Genomic DNA, 19,027 nt, shown 5'->3' with positions numbered 1-19,027 from the left:
TCGAAGGTCATGGGCGCGCAGCGGCGGCCCATGCGATAATCACGCCCGGGTTGCGACCAGCGAACCCGCCTGCAGCAATCACCGGAGCTCCAAGGAATGTCGATCGTCATCCGCGACGTGCGCGAGCACGAGCTGGATTCCGTCCTGGCCCTCAACAACGCGGCAGGTCCTGCGATTCTTCCCCTGGACTTACCCCGGCTGCGCCGGCTGTACGACACCGCGGAGTACTTCCGCGTTGCCGAGCGCGATGACGCGATGGCCGGTTTCCTGATCGGCTTTGGCGCCCACGCCAACCACGACAGCAGCAACTTCGCCTGGTTCCGCGAGCGCTACCCGGACTTCTTCTATATCGACCGCGTGGTGGTGGCCAGTCGCCGGCGCGGCGGCGGCGTCGGCCGCGCCCTCTATGCCGACGTCCAGAGCTATGCCGAGCTGCGCTACCCGCACCTGGCCTGCGAGGTGTTCCTGGAGCACGGCACCGACCACGCCCTGTTGTTCCACGGCAGTTTCGGCTTCCGCGAGGTCGGCCAGCACGTGATGCCGGCGCATGGCGTGCGTGCCGCCATGCTGATGAAAACGCTGTGCAGCTACCCCTGGGTGCGTGACACCTACGGCGATGCCCTGCCGGATGTCGCCTGGCTGCAGCGTCCGCGTGTATCCATCGACGCGGCCATTGGCCGGCGCCACGCCCAAGGGGGTGGCGCATGAGTGCCCAGCCCGATTACGCCCAGGCCGGCGAACTGAAATTCGGCCAGGTTGGCATCGCCAACCTGCGCGTGCGCACGCTGGACCCGGCCCAGCTGGCCGCGGAGATGCGCGAGCGCGTGCAGCGCGCGCCCAACCTGTTCGCCCGCGCCGCGGTGGTGCTGGATTTCAGCGGCCTGACCAGGACGCCGAGCCTCGACGAGGCGCGCGCGCTGGTGGACGGCCTGCGCGAGGCCGGTGTGCTGCCGGTGGCATTGGCCTACGGCACCAGGGAGATCGACGCGCTGGCGCAGCAGCTTGGCCTGCCGCTGCTGGCCAAGTTCCGCGCCCAGTACGAGCGCGGCGACGAAGCGCCCGCCCCGGCGCGCCCCGCCGAAGCACCGCGCCCGGCGGAACCGGCCGCGCCCGCACCCGTGGCGGTGGCCGCCGCCGGCGCGCCCGGGCTGATCCAGGTCGCGCCGGTGCGTTCCGGCCAGCAGGTCTACGCCGAGCAGCGCGACCTGACCGTGCTGGCCATGGTCGGCGCTGGCGCCGAGGTGCTGGCTGATGGCAGCATCCACATCTACGGGGCCCTGCGCGGCCGCGCCCTGGCCGGCGCGCGGGGCAACGAAAGTGCCCGCATCTTCTGCCGCGAGTTCGATGCCGAGCTGGTGGCGGTCGCCGGGCACTACAAGGTGATGGAAGACATCCCCGCCGACCTGCGCGGCAAGGCCGTGCAGGTGTGGCTGGAACAAGGACAACTCAAGATTGCGGCGCTCGACTGAGCGTCGTCCCACAGCATCACGGAGGAAGCCAACTTGGCTGAGATCATCGTAGTCACCTCGGGCAAAGGCGGCGTCGGCAAGACCACGACCAGCGCCAGCCTTGCCACCGGGCTCGCCCGCCGCGGCAAGAAAGTCGCGGTCATCGACTTCGACGTCGGCCTGCGCAACCTCGACCTGATCATGGGATGCGAGCGTCGCGTGGTGTACGACTTCGTCAACGTCATCCACGGCGAGGCTACGCTGAAGCAGGCCCTGATCAAGGACAAGCGCTTCGACCACCTGTTCGTGCTGGCCGCCAGCCAGACCCGCGACAAGGACGCCCTGAGCAAGGAAGGCGTGGAGAAGGTGCTGAAGGACCTGGCCGCAGATGGCTTCGAGTTCATCATCTGCGACAGCCCGGCCGGCATCGAGAAGGGCGCGTTCCTGGCCATGTACTTCGCTGACAGGGCGATCGTGGTGGTCAACCCGGAAGTGTCCTCGGTACGCGACTCCGACCGCGTGCTGGGCCTGCTGGCCTCCAAGACCCACCGCGCCGAGCGCAACGACGGCGAAGTGACCGCGCATCTGCTGCTGACCCGCTACAACCCGGCGCGCGTGGAAGGCGGTGAGATGCTGTCCATCGCCGACGTCGAGGAAGTGCTGGGCCTCAAGACCATCGGCGTGATCCCCGAATCCGGCGATGTGCTGAATGCCTCCAACAAGGGCGAGCCGGTGATCATGGATGGTGAATCCATCGCCGGCCAGGCCTACGACGACGCAGTGGCCCGCCTGCTGGGCGAAGACCGCCCGCTGCGCTTCACCACGGTGGAGAAGAAGGGCTTCTTCAGCAAGCTGTTCGGAGGCTGACGCATGGCCATCTTCGATTTCCTCAAGCCCAAGAAGAACACCGCCTCGGTCGCCAAGAACCGCCTGCAGATCATCATCGCCCAGGAGCGCAGTTCCGCCGGTGCGCCGGACTACCTGCCGCTGATGCGGCGCGAGATCCTGGAAGTGATCCGCAAGTACGTGAACGTGGACACCGACGCAGTCAAGGTGGACGTGGTCAAGGACGGCGAGCACGACGTGCTGGACATCTCGGTCTCGTTGCCGGATCGCGGGACGGCGCCCGCCTGACGGGCAGGCCTTCCCGGCCACGGGAAGGCCCCGGGACACGAAGAGCAGACGCAAGCACATCATGCAGGAGCGGGCCGCCCATCCCCGTCACGCAAGTCTTGCAGGCGCGCCGTACGAGCCTGATGTCCTGACCCTTGCCGATATCGGCTTCGACGCGCCCCGCGCCCTGCTGGCCCGCTACGGACTGACGCTGGAGCGCGTGGCCGACGGCGCCCCGATTCCCGGCAGTTACTGGGGCGACCGCGAGGCCGGCATCATCGGCACCACCGTCCACGCGCGCGCCGACACGCCTGTGCACTCGCTGCTGCATGAAGCCTGCCACCTGATCGTGCTGCCCCCCGAACGGCGTGCCGCCGTGCATACCGACGCCACCGACTCGGTCGCCGAGGAGGACGCCGTCTGCGTATTGCAGGGCCTGCTGGCCGACGCCCTGCCCGGCGTCGGCCGCCACCGCCTGTGGGCCGATATGGACGCCTGGGGCTACACCTTCCGGCTCGGCTCGGCACGCGCCTATGTCGAGCACGATGCCGGGCACGCCTGGGATTGGCTGCGCCGGCACGGGCTGGTGGATGCCACCGGCGCGGTGTTGCTGCCGGATTGAGCAACCGAAGACTCGAGCGCTGGCGCGCATGCCGCCACCGCGTCGCGGATGCCCGCGGGTCCCTGGGGGAGGCTGCCCGCCACCCCTGCCCGCGCCTGCGTTTACCATCCCCCCATTCCGAACCGGCAACAGGCCCATGCAGACCGACCTCACTCCGCAACCGGCCGCAACCGCCTGCGCGCTGCCGGCACAGTACTACACCGACCCCGCCATGCCTGCGCGCGATCGTCGCGCGATTTTCGAGCGCAGCTGGCAGCTGGTGGCGCATGTGTCCCAGTTGCGCGGAGTGGGCGACCATGCCGTGGTGGATCTGGCCGGCCTGCCGGTCATCGCCATGCGCGGCGGCGACGAGCAGGTGCGGGTGCTGCACAACGTCTGTCGTCACCGCGCCGGCCCCATCGCGCAATGCGACGGCCTGGCCGCGAAGTCCTTGCGCTGCCGCTACCACGGCTGGACCTACACCCTGGACGGACAGCTGCGCTCCGCGCCCGAGATGCAGGGCGCGGTGGGCTTCGCTATGGCCGATGTCCGGCTGCCGCAGCTGGCGGTGCGGGTCTGGCAGGGGCTGGTGTTCGCGGCGTTTGACGAAGCCACCGCGCCGGACTTCGATGCGTTCGTCGCCGGCATCGACGCCCGCCTTGGTGCAGACCGCGGGCTGGCACAGTACGGCGGCCACCACCGGGTGGCCTACGAGATCGCCTGCAACTGGAAGGTCTACGTCGACAACTTCCTCGAGGGCTACCACGTGCCCTTCGTGCATCCGGGCCTGAACCGGCTGTTGGACTACCGCAGCTATCGCACCGAGCTCTCACGCTGGCACTCGCTGCAGTGGAGCCCGCTGGAAAGCGCCGCTGCGCTCTACGGCAGCGGCGACGCGCTGTACTACTGGCTGTGGCCGAACACCATGCTCAACATCCTGCCGGGCCGGCTGCAGACCAACCGCGTGGTGCCGCTGGGCGTGGACCGCTGCCAGGTGGTGTTCGACACCTACTACGCGCCCGACGACAGTCCGGAAGGCCGCGCGCGCCGCAGCGCGGACATCCAGTTCAGCGACGGCGTGCAACACGAGGACATCGGCATCTGCGAGGACGTCCAGCGCGGGCTTGCGTCCGGCAGTTACGTGCCGGGCCGGCTGAACCCATTGCGCGAAACCGGCGTCCACCATTTCCAGGAACTGCTGCGCGCGGCCTACCGCGGGCACGCCGCCAATGCTGCGACGGGCCAGGCCGGGGGCGCCGTCGATGTCCGCGCCTGAGGTCGCCGCGGCAGAGACCACCGCCGCCACGCCTGCGCGCGCGCCGCTGGGCCTGTGGATGGCCACCGCGCTGGTGATCGGCAGCATGATCGGCAGCGGCGTGTTCCTGCTGCCGGCCGCGCTGGCACCCTATGGCGCGTCCAGCCTGCTGGGCTGGGCCATCGCGCTGGGCGGCGCACTGCTGCTGGCGGCCACCTTCGCGCGGCTGGCGGTGCATTGGCCGTGCACGGGCGGGCCTTATGCCTATGTCCGGCGCGCGTTCGGCGATACCGCCGGTTTCGCCATCGCGTGGAGCTACTGGGTCTCCATCTGGTCCGGCATGGCGGCAATCGCGGTGGCCTTCGCCGGCAGCCTGGGCGCACTGTTCCCCACGCTGACCGCCACCCCCGTGCGCGCGGCGCTGTGCGCGCTGGCAGCGCTGTGGACGTGCACGCTGGTGAACGTGGCGGGCCTGCGCGAGGCCGGCCGGCTGCAGGTCGTACTGACCACGCTGAAACTGCTGCCACTGCTGCTGTTCGGCCTGGTGGCCCTTTGGTGGGTCGGCCCCGAGCGCTACGTGCCGTTCAATCCCAGCGGGCAGTCACTGCCGCAGGTGGCCAACGCCACGGTCATCCTGACGATGTGGGCGCTGTGCGGGCTGGAAGTGGCCACCGTGCCGGCCGGCGCGATCCGCGACCCCGCCCGCACCATCCCGCGCGCCACCCTGCTGGGCACGCTGCTGGCCGGCGTCGCCACCATCCTGGCCTGCACGGCGGTGATCGGGCTGGTGCCGGGCGACGTGCTGAAAGCGTCCGGCGCGCCGATGGCGGAAGCCGCCGCGCGCACCTGGGGCCCCGGCGCCGGCATCGCGATCGCCGCGCTGGCCGCGGTCTCCACCTTCGGCGCCATCAACGGCTGGGTGATGGTCTGCGCGCAGGTATCGCTGGCCGCGGCCAGCGACGGTCTGTTCCCGCGCGCCTTTGCCCGGCGCGACCGCCACGGCACGCCCGTGTTCGGCGTCCTGGTGGGCAGCAGCCTGGCCACCGTGCTGGTCATCGCCAGCTACAGCCGCTCGCTGGTGGACCTGTTCACCTTCATCCTGCTGATCTCCACCTCGGCCATCCTGCTGCCGTATGCGGCCAGCAGCGCCGCCTGGCTGCGACGCGGCACCGGCGGCGGGCGCGTGGTCGCTGCCTTGGCGCTGCTGTACAGCCTGTATGCGCTGTCAGGCGCCGGTACCGAGGCATTGGGCTGGGGTGCGGTGCTGCTGCTGGCGGGGCTGCCGGTGTACGCGTGGATGCGCCGCGCCGGCCGGCCGATGTCATAGCACGGTCGGTTCCAGCGCCGCCGGTTCTTCCGGGGCCCGCAGCACGCGCCGCGAGGCGTGGGTTTCCCACCACCAGAACAGCCAGCCCCCCACCATGAAGGCCGCAGCGGCCAGCGCCAGGTGCAGGCCGGCATCGCTCACCAGCGGCGACAGCAGGCCGGCGATGGCGGCGTTGACCTGCAGGCCGAAGAAGGCCTGCAGCGACGAGGCGCTGCCGCGCTGGCGCGGGTACATGTCGAGAATGGCAAGGGTGATCACTGGGAACGCCAGCGCGATGCCGAACGCGTTCAGGCTCATCGGCAGCACCGCCCACGGCACGACCGGCACGTCCACCCACAGGTTGTAGCCGACGTTCAGCGCCATCGCCACGCCGCAGCAGGCAAAGCCCAGGCCCGCCAGATGCCGCCCGTCGATGCGCCCGGCGGCGCGGCCCGAGACGAACGCGCCCAGCATCATCCCGCCGATCATCGGCACGAAGAACCAGGCGAACTGGCGCTCGCCCAGCCGCAGCAGCTCCAGCACGAACGCCGGCGCCGAGGCGATGTACAGGAACAACGCCCCGAAGTTCAGCCCGGCCGCCACCGACAGCCGCAGGAAGCGCGGGTGGCGCACGATGCCCCAGTACCCGCGCAGCAGCGCCATCGGATGCAGCGGCAGCCGCGCGACCGGGGGATGGGTTTCCGGCAGCGCGCGCCACACCGCCGCCGCCAGCACCGCCGCGAACAGGGCGAGGAACCAGAAGATCGCCGGCCAGCGGTGCCAGCCCAGCAACCAGCCGCCCAGCACCGGTGCCACCGCGGGGGCGATGCCGAAGATCATCGAGACATGGCTCATCAGGCGCTGGGCGTCGTGACCGTGCAGCACGTCGCGGATCACCGCCCGCCCCACGATAAGCCCCACCCCCGCGCTGAACCCCTGCAGGGCCCGGAACGCCAGCAGCTGCGGCAGGGTGGTGGCCAGCGCGCAGCCCAGCGATGCCAGCATGAACACCACCAGCCCCGACAGGATCACCCGCCGGCGCCCCAGCGCATCCGACAGCGGGCCGTGCACCAGGCTCATCGCCGCATAGGCCAGCAGGTACACGCTGATGGTCTGCTGCATGGCCAGCTTGTCGGCCCCCAGCTGGGCGCCGATCTGGGGAAACGCCGGGAAGAGGGTGTCGATCGAGAACGGCCCGAACATGGCCAGCCCGCCCAGCAGCAGGGCCAAGCGGCGGGGCGGGGGCGTCGACGATGAGGGCATCAACGGATTGTACGGACGGCGCGGCCGCCGGCGGCCACCGCCCTGTATAATCGCCGGCACACGGAGGGAGAAGCGCGCGGACCTCGTCACGCGGCGCTGCCGAAGGCGCAACCGCCCGGAATCGCTCAGGCCCAAGACCGCCGTGTGACCACACTCTGGAGAGATCGGCGCGTCCAACCCAGCGGGCGATGCCGGCGCCGAAGGGGCACGAAGCCGCGGGATTTCCCTCCCCGCCCGCGCTTCCAAACTCTCAGGCAGAAGGACAGAGCGGGCATCCCCTCACCGCGCGATCGCGCCCCCGGATGCCGCCATGACCCAGCCCTCGCTCCGTTCGCTAGAACACCACGACGCCTTCATCGACCGCCACATCGGCCCCAACGACACCGAGATCGCGGCGATGCTGCGGGAAGTCGGCTTCGATTCGCTGGAGGCTTTCACCGATGCCATCGTCCCGGCCTCGATCAAGTCGGAGGCGCCACTGGCGCTGCCGGAGGCGATGACCGAGGTCGACGCGCTGGCGAAAATCCGCGCCATCGCGCAGAAGAACCAGCTGTTCAAGAGCTTCATCGGCCAGGGCTACTACGGCACCCACACGCCCAACGTCATCCTGCGCAACATCCTCGAGAACCCGGCCTGGTACACCGCCTACACGCCCTACCAGGCCGAGATCTCGCAGGGCCGCATGGAAGCCCTCATCAACTTCCAGACCATGGTGGCCGACCTGACCGGGATGGACATCGCCAACGCCTCGCTGCTCGACGAGGCCAGCGCCGCGGCCGAGGCGATGACCCTGGCGAAGCGCTCCGCGAAGTCGAAGTCCGACACCTTCCTGGTGATCGGTGATACCCACCCGCAGACCATCGAGGTGCTGCAGACCCGCGCCGAGCCGCTGGGCCTGAAGGTGAACGTGGTGCGCGGTACCGACGCGGTCCACGCTGCCATCGCCGCAGGCGACTACTTCGGCGTGCTGGCGCAGTACCCGGCGTCCAGCGGCTGGGTCGCCGACTGGGCGAAGGACGCCGAGGCCATCCATGCCCACGATGCGCTGTTTGTGGTCGCCACCGACCTGCTGGCCCTGACTCTGCTGAAGTCGCCGGGCGAAATGGGCGCGGACATCGTGATCGGCAGCAGCCAGCGCTTCGGCGTGCCGATGGGCTTTGGCGGCCCGCACGCCGCCTTCATGGCCTGCCGCGACGCCTACAAGCGCAGCATGCCGGGCCGCCTGATCGGCGTGTCCATCGACGCCGACGGCAACCCCGCCTACCGCCTCACCCTGCAGACCCGCGAGCAGCACATCCGCCGCGAGAAGGCGACTTCCAACATCTGCACCGCGCAGGTGCTGCTGGCGGTGATGGCCTCGATGTATGCCGTCTACCACGGCCCGGACGGCCTGAAGCGCATCGCCCAGCGCGTGGCGCGCTACACCGCCATCCTGGCCGCCGGCCTGCGCCAGCTGGGCCATGCCACCGTGCATGCCACCGCGTTCGACACCCTGTGCATCGACGCCGGCGACCGGTCCGCCGCGCTGGTCGAGCGCGCCCGCGCGCACCGCGCCAACCTGCGCGTGCGCCAGAATGGCTCGATCTGCATCTCGCTGGACGAAACCACCACCCGCGCCGACCTCGAACTGCTGTGGCGCATCTTCGGTGGTGACGACGCCCAGCTCCCGGACATCGACGCGCTGGACGCAACCGCACCCTCGCTGATCCCCGCCGACCTGCAACGCACCTCGGCGTTCCTCACCCACCCGGTGTTCAACACGCACCACAGCGAACACGAGTTGCTGCGCTACATGCGCATGCTGGCGGACAAGGACCTGGCGATGGATCGCACCATGATCCCGCTGGGCAGCTGCACCATGAAGCTCAATGCCACCACCGAGATGATCCCGGTGACCTGGCCGGAGTTCGGCAACCTGCATCCCTTCGCGCCGGCCGAGCAGGTGCAGGGTTACAAGGAGCTGATCGAGAGCCTGGAAGCGATGCTGGTGGAAGCCACCGGCTACGATGCGGTGAGCCTGCAGCCGAACTCCGGCGCCCAGGGCGAATACACCGGCCTGCTGGCGATCCGCGCCTACCACGCATCGCGCGGCGAGGGCCATCGCAACATCTGCCTGATCCCGGAGTCCGCGCATGGCACCAACCCCGCCTCCGCGCAGATGTGCGGCATGAAGGTGGTGGTCACCAAGTGCGACGCCAACGGCAACGTGGACATCGAGGACATCCGCGCGCAGGCCGAGAAGCACTCGGCCAACCTGGCCGCGCTGATGATCACCTACCCGTCCACCCACGGCGTGTTCGAGGAGGACGTGGTCCGCATCTGTGAGATCATCCACCAGCACGGCGGCCAGGTGTACACCGATGGCGCCAACATGAACGCGCTGGTGGGCCTGGCCAAGCCGGGCAAGTGGGGCTCGGACGTGTCCCACCTCAACCTGCACAAGACTTTCTGCATCCCGCACGGCGGCGGTGGCCCCGGCGTGGGCCCCTGCGCGGTGAAGGCGCACCTGGCACCGTTCCTGCCCAAGGCCTTCGGCGACGCCGGCCTGCGCACGGCGGGCACCGGCACCGGCGCGATGGTGTCGGCAGCCAGCTTCGGCAGCGCCTCGATCCTGCCGATCAGCTGGATGTACATCGCGATGATGGGCCGCGATGGCCTGCGCAAGGCGACCCAGGTGGCGATCCTCAATGCCAACTACATCGCCCGGCGCCTGGCCCCCCACTACCGCACCCTCTACACCGGCCGCAACGGACTGGTGGCGCATGAATGCATCCTTGACCTGCGTCCGCTGGAGAAGCTGTCCGGCATCAGCGCCGAGGACGTGGCCAAGCGCCTGGTGGACTTTGGCTTCCATGCGCCGACGCTGAGCTTCCCGGTGGCAGGTACGCTGATGGTGGAACCCACCGAGTCCGAATCCCTGCACGAGCTGGACCGCTTCATCGATGCGATGATCCAGATCCGCGCCGAGATCCAGGACGTGATCGACGGCAAGCTGGACCGCGCCGACAATCCGCTGAAGCACGCCCCACACACCGCGATGCGGGTCAGCGCCAGCGAATGGACGCACGCCTACCCGCGCGAGCTGGCGGCGTTCCCGCTGCCCAGCCTGAAGCAGGTCAAGTACTGGCCGCCGGTGGCGCGCGTGGACAACGTGCACGGCGACAAGAACGTGTTCTGCGCCTGCATCCCGGTGGACGCGTACAAGGACTGATCGGCACCACTACCCGCACAAACGACACCCCCGCCCCGCGCGGGGCTGTCCGTTTGTGGCATCGCCCATCCGCCGTCTGACTGCGCAGCAAGATCGCGACAAGCCCCTGCCGGCTCCCCCTATTCCCCTGAGCCCGCCCTGGCACTAGATTGGCGGGGTGTCCGCCGCGCCGCACGTTCGCCCCGACGGACCCGCGCGCCAACCCGTTCGCAGGCTGGCCGACTTCCAATCATCCCTGGGGAGGGGACGCCATGCACCATCGCGCATTACCCGGCAAGCGCCGGCTCTGCATCGCCCTGTTGACCGCGCTGGCTCTGCCGGCCATGGCCCAGCAGGCCGACGACAAGACCGCCACCGATGCCAAGGTCAAGACGCTGGACCGCCTGACCGTGACCGGCTCGCGCATCCAGCGCACCGACATCGAGGCCGCGCTGCCCATCACCATCATCCAACGCGCGGAGATCGACGCGCAGGGCATCACCTCGGCCGAGCAGCTGCTGCAGCAGCTCAACGTCGCCAGCAACGGCCCCGACAGCCTGGCCGCCAACAGCGGCGTCGCCCCGCCGGGCACGCGCGGCAACAACGGCGTGTCCGGCGCCAACCTGCGCGGCCAGGGCGCCGACGCCACGCTGGTCCTGCTCAACGGCCGGCGCGTGGCCACGCACGGCCTGGCCGGACAGGTGGTGGACCTGAACTCGATCCCGTTCGCCGCCATCGAGCGCGTGGAAGTGCTGCGCGACGGCGCCTCCGCGGTGTACGGCACGGACGCCATCGGCGGCGTCATCAACTTCATCACCCGCCGCAACTACCAGGGCTATTCGATCACCGGCGGCGCCGACGTCACCCAGGAAGGCGGCGGCAACATCTACCACGCCAGCCTGCTGGGCGGCTGGGGCGATCTTGACACGGACGGCTGGAACGTCTGGGCTGCCGTGAACGTCAAGCAGAACAGGATCCTGCGCGGCAAGCAGCGTGATTTCGCCAACAGCTTCCAGCCCGCGCGCGGCCTCTCCCCCGACACCCGCGGCACACCGTTCGCCAACGTCTTCAGCGGCACCGGCAGCCTGATTGGCAGCGGCCTGCGCGATCCGGCGAGCAACCTCACCAAGACCGCGATCAACGTGCTGGACTTGCCCGGTGGTGCCGGCTGTGAAACCGGCGGCGACATGATGGGGCCCTACGACGACAAGATCTGGGCCAGCCCGGGCTCCAGCTTCGCCTGCGCATGGGACTACGGCCGGGCGCGTACCATCCAGCAGCCGGTGGACACGGTGCAGGCCATCGGTCGCGCCACCTTCAAGATCAACGACAACCACGAGTTCTTCGCCGAGCTGATGGCGTCGGACGTCCGCTCGACCCGCCAGTTCGAGGCGCAGCAGATCAGCACCACGGTGAATGCCAGCGCCACCCAGCTGGACGCCTACGAACTGAACGCCAACACGCAGGCGACCTACAACGCCATCTACAACCAGATCCACGACTACTTCGGCGACCAGGCCAATCTGGTGTACGGCCGGCCGATCACCTACCGCTGGCGTTGCTACGCCTGCGGGCCGCGCCAGCTGGAAACGACCACCAAGGCCTACCGCCTGCTGTTCGGCATGACCGGCGTGCTGGGCAACTGGGATTACGACATCGGCCTGTCGCGTGCGCAGAGCCGCGCCCAGACCGTCCTGGCCGGTGGTTACTACTACACACCGCAGCTCAAGGCCGCGCTGAAGAGCGGCCTGCTGAATCCGTTCCTGCTGCCCGGGCAGGACCAGTCGCAGGCGGCTTACGCTGCGCTGGCGGCGGCGGATGCCAGCGGACTGCTGCTCTACCGGGGCGTCTCCACCACCACCACGCTGGATGCCAGCTTCAGTGGCAGCCTGGGCTTCAAGCTGTGGGGGGAGGAGGATGTGAAAGCGGCGGTGGGCTTTGACGTGCGCCGCGAGGAGTACGAGTTCAACGGCCCGTCCGACTGGTCGCGTGGCAACGCGTTCGTGTTCGGCGCGCCTGGCGATGCCTCCAACTACATGTCGCCGAAGACGCGCAACGTGAAGGCCGTGTTCGCGGAGTTCAACCTGCCGGTGGTGGACAGCCTGGAGGTGAACCTGGCGGTACGCCACGACCGCTACGATGGTTTCGGTGGCACCACCAACCCGAAGTACTCGTTCAAGTGGCAGCCGATCGACTGGCTGGCGGTGCGCGGCGCCTACAGCACCGGCTTCAAGGTGCCCGACTTCGCCAAGCTGTTCCGCGGCATCACAGAGACCCAGTACACCGGCCTCGACCTGGCCGACCCCGCCGTCTGCCCGAACGGCCGCTACAATCCGGACGTGCCGGCCTGCAGCGTGCAGATCCGCCCGGACATCGTCACCGGCGGCAACCCGAACCTGAAGCCGGAGGAAGCCAAGCAGCGCAGCCTCGGCGTGGTGTTCGCGCCGACCGCCGACTTCAACCTCAGCCTGGACTGGTGGGAGATCGAGCGCATCAACACCATCCGCAGTGGCTTCAGCCTCAGCACCATGACGGCGAACTACCCGCTGTACGCCTCCAATTTCATCCGCGACAGCAGCGGCAATATCGTCCAGATCGACCAGCGCTACATCAACACCGGCGGCACATTGACACGCGGCATCGAGCTGGATGGCAACCTGCGCGGCCAGCTGGCTGGCGGGGACTGGAGCCTGCACCTCAACGGCAACTACCTGCAGACGTTCAAGACCAAGTCGTTCGACAGCCTGCCTTACAGCAACAACCTGGTGGGCGAATACGAGCGCTACTTCAACCTGCCGATCCGCTGGAAGCACACGCTGGCGTTCGGCTGGCACAAGGGCGACTGGTCGCACCTGCTGACCCAGGTGTACCGCGGCGGCTACAAGGACTGGCAACCGCCGGGCATCGCCAACGGCTACACCCCGCCGGACTACCAGCGCAACGTGGGCAGCTACACGCTCTACAACTACAGCGTGAGCTGGACCGGCGTTGACAAGCTGAAGCTGACCTTCGGCGTCCGCAACCTGCTGAACACCGATCCGCCGTTCACCCTGCGCTACCTCGACGACGGCGACGGCGCCGGCTGGGAAGCCCGCGTCGCCGACCCGCGTGGCCGCGCCTTCACCGTGCTGGCGGAATACGCGTTCTGATTCCGATCGCAATCGTGCAAAACGAACAGGCCCCGCGATGCGGGGCCTGTTCGTTTCCGGCGATGTGCGGGATCAGACGCCGTGCTGCTTCAGCCACGCCTCGATCTGCGGCAGCCGCTGCTGGCGCAGCTTCACCCGCGTCTGGATGCCGTTGACCACGCGCTCGGCGTCGCGGCGCGAGGTCGGCGCGATGTACTTCTCCGCGAAGGCGTTGATCTTGTCGACCATCGCCAGGTCCGTGGCGCTGCTGCCCAGGCCCGGGTAGAAGCGCGCCCGCGACGTGGAATCGACCAGTGTGTCCACCTTCTCGCGGTGGGCCACGGCGAAGTCGAAGGCCATGTCCGGGTGCTCCCACGCCACCGTCGAGATCATTGACGCACTGTTGGTGGCACCGGGCTCGTCGGTCAGCGCCATGTCCAGCGCACGCTGCGCCAGCGCCTTGTCCTTGGCGGCCGCCAGCAGGCCGTAGTACTGGTCGCGCAGCATCGAGGATTTCTCGGCCTTCGCCATCGCGTGCAGCTTGTCCCAGGTCGCGGCGTCGGCATTGCGCGCCACCATGCCCAGCACGGTGCGGCGCAGGTCGGCCGGCAGCGCGGACGGATCGGTCGCGGATGCGTCGAAACGACGGCGCGCCTCGGCCAGCACCTTGGCGTCGCCCAGCGCGCCCAGCATCGCGATCATGCTGGAGCGCAACTGGCGGGTTGCCGCGGAATCGCCATCGCGGTTCTGCCAGCCCAGCTGGGCGAATTTCGGCGCCAGCCGGGCCTGCGCGAACTTGCGGAACGCCGCCTGGCGCGCGGGGTTGTCCTTCAGCATCGCGTCGATGTTGGACAGCATGCCCGCGACGTTCTGCCACAGCTCTGGCGCCGCCTGCAGCGGCACCTGCAGCGCCAGATCAAGGGCATCTGCCTCCGGTTGCAGACCGACCGCCGCCAGCGCGGAGGCGTCCAGCATCACGCCCATCTGGTCCACGGCCGGCAGGGTGGCAAAGCCTGCGCTGATCGCCTTGAACTGTGCGGGCGCATAGAGCGTGCGGAAGTAACCCTTCTGGCCGGCGTTGACCAGCACCGGCGCGCCGCAACCCGGCAGGCGCACGCTGGCCTGGCCGTCCACCAGCACGCGCACGACCTTGCCGTCGGCGCCGCGCAGGCTGACCGGCACGCGCCAGCGCAGCGGTGTCTTGCCCGGGCGGTCCACGGTGTACTCGCCCTGCTCCAGCTGCACCACCGTCTCGCCGTTGGCGCAGGTGCTGCTGGCCTTGATCAGCGGCACGCCCGGCTGCAGGGTGAAGTCGTGCGCGACCGTGGTGAACTGCTTGTCCGGCGCGGCCTTCTCGATCTCGGCCCACAGCTCGTCGGTGACCGCATTGCCGTAGGCGTGCTTGGCCACGTAACTGCGCACGCCGTCGCGCCATGCCGCTTCGCCCACGTAATCCTCCAGCATGCCGATCACGGCCGAGCCCTTGCCATAGGTGATGCCGTCAAAGGCCTGGCTGGCCTGCTCCACCGTGGCGACATGCTGCACGACGGGATGCGTGGTGGCGTAGGCGTCGCCGCCCATCGGGCCACGGCTGGTGAACGCGGCATCCACGCTGTCGGCATCCCACTCCGGGTGCAGCTTGCGGGTGGTGCGGCCTTCCATCCAGGTCGCGAACCCCTCGTTCAGCCACAGGTCGTCCCACCACGCCATGGTGACGAGGTTGCCGAACCACTGGTGGGCGATCTCGTGGGCGGCGGTGGTGAACACGCGCTGCTGGTCGGAGATGTTGGAAATCGCAGGATCCAGCAGCAGCGAGGACTCGAAGGTGAAGATCGCGCCCCAGTTCTCCATCGCGCTGAAGAACTGGCTTCGACCGGGCGCGGCGATGTTGTCCAGCTTCGGCAGCGGGTAGGCCACGCCGAAGTAGTCGTTGTACTCGCGCAGCACGTCCCGGCTGGCCTCCAGCGCAAAGCGGGCCTGCTCCACCTTGCCCTTCTGGGCGATCACGCCGATTTCCACGCCGCCATCGGCCAGCGTCGTGCGGTCGAATTCGCCCACCGACAGGAACAGCAGGTAGGTGGACATCTTCGGGGTCGGCTTGAACAGCGTCAGGGTGCGGCCATCGCCGAGGTCGTGGGTGCTGGCCGCCGGCATGTTGCTCACCACCATGTGCCCGGTGGGAGCCACCACGCTCAAGCCGAATGTCGCCTTGTAGGCAGGCTCATCCCAGGACGGAATGAAGCGGCGGGCATCCGAGTTCTCGAACTGGGTGTAGAGCGCGCGCTTCCTGCCGGCCTGGGTGGGGTAATCCAGCGCGAACAGGCCATTGGCCTGGGTGCCGATCTTGCCGCTGTAGTCGATGGACAGCAGGTAGCTGCCGACCGGCAGCGGCTGATCGAACGTGAAGGTGGCGGTCTGGGCGTTGGCATCCACGCTGGTCTTGGGCACCAGGGCCTTGCCCTGCGCACGGCCCAGGCTGACGTTGGCGAAGGTCATGTCGACCGCGTTCAGCGTGATCGACCGCGTGGGTACCAGCACGTCGACATTGATCCGCACCTTGCCGTCGAACGTCATCCGGTCGGCATGCGGCACCACCTCGACGTCGTAGTGGGTCGGGCGCACATCGCGCGGCAGCTGGGTGGTGACACTGACGGCAGCCGTCGGGGCATCCGGCGCCAGGCCGGCGGGATGGGCAAGGACGGCGGGGCCGGCACTGGCCAGTGCCAGGGCGATAGCGGTCACCAGGGTACGACGCATGGGAGGTTCCTCGAACGGGGGCGATGCGGACGCTGGGGACCGCGGTGCACCGATGTTCCCGCCCGGAGGCGCCGCGCGACAGCCCCGGAAGTCATGCCGAGGCGGTCCGCCCTACAGCAGGTGCAACATCACCGCGACGTAGTGGCAGACGCTGCCGGCGATGACGAAGCCGTGCCAGATCGCATGCGACCAGCGCATGGCCGGCCGCAGGTAGAAGACCGTGCCCAACGTGTAGGCCACGCCGCCGGCCAGCAGCCACAGCAGCGACGCCGTCGAGAGCGCGTGCAGCATGGGCTTGGCGGCGGCCAGCACCAGCCAGCCCATGCCGATGTAGATCAGCGTGGACAGCCGCTTGAAGCGGCCGGTGTAGAAGAGCTTGAACACCACGCCGGCCAGCGCCAGCGTCCAGATGGTGCCGAACAGCCACCAGCCGGTGGGACCGCGCAGCCCGACCAGGGTGAACGGCGTGTAGGTGCCGGCGATCAGCAGGTAGATCGCGCAGTGGTCGAACACCTTCAGCCGGCCCTTGACCACCGGGTGCGAGATCGCGTGGTACAGGGTGGAGGCGGTATAGAGCAGCAGCAGCGCCACGCCGAAGACGATGGCCCCGGCCAGCTGCCAGCCGTCGCCGTAGATTGCGACCAGGGTGACCAGCACCGCGCCGCCGGCCAGCGCCGCGGCGGCGCCCAAGCCGTGGGTCAGCGCGTTGGCGAGCTCCTCGCCGGGATGCGGGACGAAATCGGAGCGGGAGGAGGCGTGCTGCATCGCAGCAGGATAGCGCGTCCTGCCGCCCATCGGCGCGCGGCCCGCCATCGTCAAAACCGGACGGCGGTCGCCGTTTCCCGGTGCGTGGAGGCGTAGAGTAGCCGCGTGTTCCCCGCAGCGAGGTGGCCCGCCATGGCCCTCACCGGCGTGTCCTCCAACAGTTCCCTGTCCGGCATGCAGGCCGCTGCACAGCGGATGCAGGCCGCGGCCAGCAACACCGCCAACCGGCAGACCGACGGATTCGAACGCCGCGGCGTGGTCCAGACGGCCACCCCGGACGGCGGCGTGCAGGCGCGCATCGTCGCCACCGGCATGCCCAACGACGGTGAGGCGGCCATGGTGTCCGATGCGGTCGAGGCACGCGAAGCCGCACTGGCGTTCGCAGCCAACACCTCCGCCCTCCGCGCCCGCGAGGATGCGTTGGGCACCCTGCTCGACGCGTTCGCCTGACGCCCGGAACCTGAAACGCAAACGGCCGGCCCCCGCGCGCGGGCCGGCCGTTCTTCATTGCACCCGACTCAGGCGAACGGGTCGCGCAGCACCATGGTGTGGTCGCGGTCGGGGCCGGTGGAGACGATGCTGATCGGGCAACCCGCCAGCTCCTCCAGCGCACGCAGGTAGGCGCGCGCCGCCGGCGGCAGCTTGTCCCACTCGGTGATGCCGTGGGTGTTCTCGCTCCAGCCCGGAAACTCCAGGTACACCGGCGTGATTTCCTCCCACCCCTGCGCATCCAGCGGTGCGTATTCCGTGCGCTTGCCGCGGTACTCGTAGGCGATGCACATCTTCAGCTTCTCCATGCCGTCCAGCACGTCCAGCTTGGTGATGCACAGGCCGCTGATGCCGTTGATCGCCACCGCACGCTTGAGCGCGACGATGTCCATCCAGCCGCAGCGGCGCGGACGCCCGGTGGACGCGCCGTACTCGGCGCCACGGTCGCGGATGCCCTGGCCGATGGCATCGTCCAGCTCGGTCGGGAACGGGCCGCCGCCGACGCGCGTCGCATACGCCTTGGCGATGCCCAGCACGTAGTCGATCGCGTCCGCGCCCACGCCGGCACCGGCCAGCGCGCCGCCGATGGTGGTGTTGGAGCTGGTCACATAGGGATAGGTGCCGTGGTCGATGTCCAGCAGCGCGCCCTGCGCGCCCTCGAACAGCACCCGCTTGCCCTGCTTGCGCAGCTCATGGCAGATGCCGGCAACATCGGACTTCATCGGCTCGACGTACTCGCCGAACGCCAGCGCCTCGGCATACACGCTGTCGAAATCCACCGGGTCCACGCCCAGGTAGTTGGTCAGCACGAAGTTGTGGTAGTCCAGCGCGGCGCGCAGCTTCTCGGCCAGCTGTTCCGGGTAGTGCAGGTCGGCGATGCGGATGCCGCGGCGCGCCACCTTGTCCTCGTAGGCCGGGCCGATGCCGCGGCCGGTGGTGCCGATGGCCTTGCCGCCGGCGGCCTTCTCGCGCGCCTGGTCCAGGGCGATGTGGTACGGCATGATCAGCGGCGCGGCCGGGCTGATCTTCAGGCGCGAACGCACTTCCACGCCCGCCGCCTCCAGCTCCTCGATCTCCTTGCGCAGCGCGGCCGGCGAGATCACCACGCCATTGCCGATCAGGCACAGGGCGCCGTCGCGCAGGATGCCGGACGGGATCAGGTGCAGCACCGTCTTCTTGCCGTTGATGACCAGGGTGTGGCCGGCGTTGTGGCCGCCCTGGAAGCGCACCACGGCGCCGATGTCCTCGGTCAACAGATCGACGATCTTGCCCTTGCCTTCGTCGCCCCACTGGGCGCCCAACACCACGACCGACTGGCCCATGGCCACACTCCTGCGTTTCTGGCGGCCATCGGGGCCGCTGGATGGATGCGCCTGGAACGCCGTCCGCCTGGATCGGACCGCCATCGGGGCGGGCCAGGCCTGAGGGGTGCCAGACACGGAAAAAGCCGAGGCGGGCCCCGGCTTTTCCAAATTCTACCCGCTTCCCCACCCGGCGGCGAGCCGAGGCCGTTGGCAGCCGGTCAGCCGCCGCGCACCAGGTACAGCGCCACCAGCCCCAGCATCAGCACGCCGCCGCCGATGCGGCGCACCTGCTCGTCGCTCATGTTGAGCAGCTGCAGCGCGGCGCGCTTCCAGGCCGACGGCGCGGCGAACAGGAACAGGCCTTCGATGACCGCCACCAGGCAGAGCGCCGCCCACAGGTCCGACATC

15 protein-coding genes and 1 riboswitch are annotated in these 19,027 nt (G+C 69.2%); of the genes, 10 read left to right on the top strand and 5 right to left on the bottom strand.

The window, feature by feature from the left end:
* The first annotated feature begins 96 nt into the window (after positions 1-96).
* From ACK4SG_RS03755 to ACK4SG_RS03725, 7 genes are all read left to right on the top strand, one after another.
* A complete protein-coding gene (locus ACK4SG_RS03755) occupies positions 97-708 on the top strand; it encodes a GNAT family N-acetyltransferase (protein WP_409599870.1) in 612 nt (203 codons plus the stop codon).
* A complete protein-coding gene (gene minC, locus ACK4SG_RS03750) occupies positions 705-1,469 on the top strand; it encodes a septum site-determining protein MinC (RefSeq protein WP_409599868.1) in 765 nt (254 codons plus the stop codon). Before ACK4SG_RS03755 ends, minC begins: the two co-directional genes overlap by 4 nt.
* Before the next feature lie 33 nt (positions 1,470-1,502).
* Positions 1,503-2,315: a septum site-determining protein MinD gene (minD, locus tag ACK4SG_RS03745; RefSeq protein ID WP_409599866.1), complete on the top strand. Its 813-nt coding sequence runs from the start codon at positions 1,503-1,505 to the stop codon at positions 2,313-2,315.
* 3 nt (positions 2,316-2,318) lie between these two features.
* Positions 2,319-2,582: a cell division topological specificity factor MinE gene (minE, locus tag ACK4SG_RS03740; RefSeq protein WP_409599864.1), complete on the top strand. Its 264-nt coding sequence runs from the start codon at positions 2,319-2,321 to the stop codon at positions 2,580-2,582.
* A 61-nt stretch (positions 2,583-2,643) separates the two neighbouring features.
* Positions 2,644-3,183 (top strand): hypothetical protein, encoded by a 540-nt coding sequence (locus ACK4SG_RS03735; protein ID WP_409599862.1) that lies wholly within the window; start codon positions 2,644-2,646, stop codon positions 3,181-3,183.
* 136 nt (positions 3,184-3,319) lie between these two features.
* Positions 3,320-4,438: an aromatic ring-hydroxylating oxygenase subunit alpha gene (locus ACK4SG_RS03730; RefSeq protein WP_409599860.1), complete on the top strand. Its 1,119-nt coding sequence runs from the start codon at positions 3,320-3,322 to the stop codon at positions 4,436-4,438.
* Entirely contained in the window at positions 4,425-5,744 is a 1,320-nt protein-coding gene (locus tag ACK4SG_RS03725) for an amino acid permease (RefSeq protein WP_409599858.1), read from the top strand. Before ACK4SG_RS03730 ends, ACK4SG_RS03725 begins: the two co-directional genes overlap by 14 nt.
* Here ACK4SG_RS03725 and ACK4SG_RS03720 read toward each other — a convergent pair.
* Positions 5,739-6,986: a multidrug effflux MFS transporter gene (locus ACK4SG_RS03720; RefSeq protein WP_409599856.1), complete on the bottom strand. Its 1,248-nt coding sequence runs from the start codon at positions 6,984-6,986 to the stop codon at positions 5,739-5,741. The genes ACK4SG_RS03725 and ACK4SG_RS03720 overlap by 6 nt on opposite strands.
* A 145-nt stretch (positions 6,987-7,131) precedes the next feature.
* Positions 7,132-7,262: riboswitch (glycine riboswitch) on the top strand.
* 34 nt (positions 7,263-7,296) lie between these two features.
* Here ACK4SG_RS03720 and gcvP point away from each other — a divergent pair.
* Both gcvP and ACK4SG_RS03710 read left to right on the top strand, forming a co-directional pair.
* Positions 7,297-10,197, top strand: a complete 2,901-nt coding sequence (gene gcvP / locus ACK4SG_RS03715) for an aminomethyl-transferring glycine dehydrogenase (protein ID WP_409599854.1) — start codon at positions 7,297-7,299, stop codon at positions 10,195-10,197.
* A 251-nt stretch (positions 10,198-10,448) separates the two neighbouring features.
* Positions 10,449-13,325: a TonB-dependent receptor gene (locus tag ACK4SG_RS03710; protein WP_409599852.1), complete on the top strand. Its 2,877-nt coding sequence runs from the start codon at positions 10,449-10,451 to the stop codon at positions 13,323-13,325.
* Positions 13,326-13,397: 72 nt separating this feature from the next.
* Here the strand turns inward: ACK4SG_RS03710 and ACK4SG_RS03705 are convergent, their stop codons facing one another.
* Together ACK4SG_RS03705 and trhA are read right to left on the bottom strand one after the other, a co-directional pair.
* On the bottom strand, positions 13,398-16,061 hold the full coding sequence (locus tag ACK4SG_RS03705) for a M1 family metallopeptidase (RefSeq protein ID WP_409599850.1): 2,664 nt from the start codon (positions 16,059-16,061) through the stop codon (positions 13,398-13,400).
* Between the two features lie 111 nt (positions 16,062-16,172).
* Positions 16,173-16,826, bottom strand: a complete 654-nt coding sequence (trhA, locus tag ACK4SG_RS03700; protein ID WP_409599848.1) for a PAQR family membrane homeostasis protein TrhA — start codon at positions 16,824-16,826, stop codon at positions 16,173-16,175.
* Between the two features lie 132 nt (positions 16,827-16,958).
* On the opposite strand from trhA, the gene ACK4SG_RS03695 reads away from it, so the two are divergent.
* Positions 16,959-17,276 (top strand): hypothetical protein, encoded by a 318-nt coding sequence (locus tag ACK4SG_RS03695; RefSeq protein ID WP_409599846.1) that lies wholly within the window; start codon positions 16,959-16,961, stop codon positions 17,274-17,276.
* 68 nt (positions 17,277-17,344) lie between these two features.
* On the opposite strand, the gene ACK4SG_RS03690 is transcribed toward ACK4SG_RS03695, so the two are convergent.
* Positions 17,345-18,637, bottom strand: coding sequence for an adenylosuccinate synthase (locus ACK4SG_RS03690; protein WP_409599844.1), 1,293 nt, complete (start codon positions 18,635-18,637; stop codon positions 17,345-17,347).
* Positions 18,638-18,837: 200 nt separating this feature from the next.
* Positions 18,838-19,026 (bottom strand): DUF2065 domain-containing protein, encoded by a 189-nt coding sequence (locus tag ACK4SG_RS03685; protein ID WP_409599842.1) that lies wholly within the window; start codon positions 19,024-19,026, stop codon positions 18,838-18,840.
* Between the last annotated feature and the right edge of the window lies 1 nt (position 19,027).

It is taken from the genome of Thermomonas sp. (assembly GCF_046293095.1).
GTDB lineage: Bacteria > Pseudomonadota > Gammaproteobacteria > Xanthomonadales > Xanthomonadaceae > Thermomonas.
Note: the sequence above shows the minus strand (reverse complement) of the source record. Positions and strands in the feature narration are given on the sequence as shown.